This is a genomic window from Rubritalea sp. (assembly GCF_039830215.1).
GTDB lineage: Bacteria > Verrucomicrobiota > Verrucomicrobiia > Verrucomicrobiales > Akkermansiaceae > Rubritalea.
The window spans coordinates 1-2,693 of sequence record NZ_JBDOPO010000022.1; the positions used below are offsets into that span (position 1 = coordinate 1).

The following is a 2,693-nucleotide window of genomic DNA, read 5'->3' on the forward strand; positions in this document are numbered from 1 at the left end:
TGGCAAAGCCAGCAAAAACCTCGGTATTACCAGCTCAGCCAAGCTCAAAGTATCGATGGCCGTATTCACTCTCATCACCCACCAGTAACCAACCACTTTTAGGCCGATTATAGGGACCGATGACAAGAATCTTACCTTCTCTGAAAAAACATTTCCTCGGCCACTGCTTCGACTCAATGAATGAGTACACACCCACAGTTGTAAACAAAGAGCCTACTCAAGAAAAAAACAGATAAGCTGTCAAACTCCCCCTCCACTGAAACCACTTCTTTCCACCGAGAAGGCTTCGAAGAACAGTACAGACACAAAACACTCATAGTGAGCACACAATAAAAAAATAAAAAATATAGAATTTTGAGAATAAAATCCCCGCTCCCCCCCTCTTAACCATGTGAACAGAGTTTAAAATCCTTTTTTAAACAGTTTGAACAAAAACTCCAACAAAGAACGCTTTCACAGTCGGACCGGTGCGACACCTTTCGTGCCCTAAAATATATCAGCTCAGACATCCACACTGGTCAGAAGACCGTAAGCAACTAAAACAAACCATGAAATCATACGACAGCGAGAACTCACTCCGAATTTACCTTCGAGAAATCTCAAAAACTGACCTCCTGACACCCGCTCAGGAAGTTGAACTTGCTGAGAGGATTAAAAACGGAGACAAAACAGCCAGCGCCCACATGATCAAAGCAAACCTTCGCCTAGTGGTGAAGATTGCCCAGGATTATTCTAGCTACGGCCTGCCACTCTCAGACCTCATTTCAGAAGGCAATATTGGCCTAATGAAAGCGGTAGAGAGATTTGATCCAGAAAAAGGAGGCAAGCTGAGCACGTACGCTTCATGGTGGATCAAGCAATCAGTCAAGCGCGCTCTGGCAAATCAGAGCAAGACGATTCGTCTGCCTGTACATATGGTTGATAAAATTTCAAGGATGCGCCGCATCTCGAACATGCTAGCTGAAGATCTAGGACGTGAACCAACGAACAGCGAACTTGCTGAAGAATTAGGCATACCGCGCAAGAAGCTCGCCATGCTCAAACAGGCTGCCCAGCGCCCTGCGTCTCTGGATGCCCCTGTGCAAGAAGGTGAAACCAGTGAGTATGGAGAAATTATTAGCGACGAACATGCTGTGGATCCAGCTCTCGCGCTCGAAAACAAGAATATGCACACCCAACTAGACGGTTTATTAGATGTTTTAGACGAACGAGAGCAAAGAATCATCGACGCCCGTTTCGGCTTAGACGGAAGAAACCCTAAGACTTTAGAAGAAGTTGGACTTGAATTTGGAGTCACTCGCGAAAGAATTCGTCAACTTCAAAATGTTGCGCTTGCCAAGATGCGCAAAAATCTGCGCAAGAGAGATCAGCCAATTTTAAAGCGACTCTCAGGCGGTTTTGCTGAGGCTTAATAATACGGCAATTCAAAAGCGATTGGCATGTTAGGTATGTGAGCGGCAGATGCGAATCTGCCGCTATTTTAGTCCCGAATTAAGCAGCACACTGACCCTCCTCAATCACATTCAGTAATGTGCGAAATCCTCACGAACTCATCCATCTCCAACTATTTATCCGGAGATCAATGGAAGCCGCTCTTTTCGAGTGGCTCCCTGCTCCAAGGAAAAAAACTAGCGCGCGCAAGTAAAGTCAGCCAATCAAAGGGCGCTCACTTAGCGACTGGAGACGTCGAGATTGTCAGTTATGTGCTGTCCGATTCAGCCCATCAACACGAAACTATTATTGCGCTCTGGTTAGAAAATGGAGAAATTCAAATAGACGCATCTTGCTCATGCGCAGTCCAGAGTAACTGCGAACATTGTGTCGCCAGCATTGAACATCTCAATAGAGGAGAAAGGCTAGCTATCGCTTTTGGTGAGACTCCACACCTCGAGGGGGTGACTGAAGGAAAAACGATAGAACTCTCCGATTCCCCAGCTCCCCCTACAAAATCGGGCGAAGGCCCGAGTTTCCTGCTGCGTATCGAACGCCGCAACAGCTCTGACAAGACTGGTCCTGAGCTCTACGCTAGCGCGTTTGCCATCTATGATGGACACAGAGTAGCATTAGAGCCATCTGGCCACCTCCTACCAATTGTTACTGCTGAACGCAAAATCACCCGGAAACGAGAAACTGAGATGTCTGCTTTACAGACTCTCTACGCCCTCGATCTTTTACCACTGGATCGCGCAACATCAGCGAAGAAGATAAATTTCGACTCTCGCCCCAAATGGATGATCGCTGACGACCCGGAACCTACCGAGTCAGGTAAAGTTTGGACACCCGACAACAAGCAATGGCCGCACCCTGATTTCTACTGGCAGCGCTTCCGCCACGAGGCCACCAAAGCTCTGGAAACACGAGATTGGGAGGTACAATTCTCAGCACACGTCGGGCTCAAACCTCTCATTTTCCGCAGCGAGACCTGGAAGGCCGAGATGGTGGAAGAAGCCCAAGGGTGGTTTAACCTCTCCGCAGGATTTGAAATCGATGGCGAAGATTTCGAACTTCAGCCCATTCTCGCAGCATTGTTAGCTAATAACTTTCTGGAAGCCACCGAAGGCATGCCCAAGGGCCAAGAGTTCATGATATTCCTTCCAGATGGTCGCGGACTAGCACTCCCCGTTGGACGTTTTCGCCATATGCTCACCACTCTCGGAGAGCTACTCGAGTACAAATTTACTGACGGGCCTATC

The 2,693-nt window shown here is 47.9% G+C and carries 1 protein-coding gene and 1 pseudogene; both read left to right on the top strand.

The features are described from left to right. Window positions 1–548 precede the first annotated feature (548 nt). Window positions 549–1,412: an RNA polymerase sigma factor RpoD/SigA gene (locus tag ABGY95_RS00660; protein ID WP_347439749.1), complete on the top strand. Its 864-nt coding sequence runs from the start codon at window positions 549–551 to the stop codon at window positions 1,410–1,412. Window positions 1,413–1,529: 117 nt separating this feature from the next. Further along, a pseudogene (locus ABGY95_RS00665) lies at window positions 1,530–2,693 on the top strand (hypothetical protein); the annotation flags it as partial.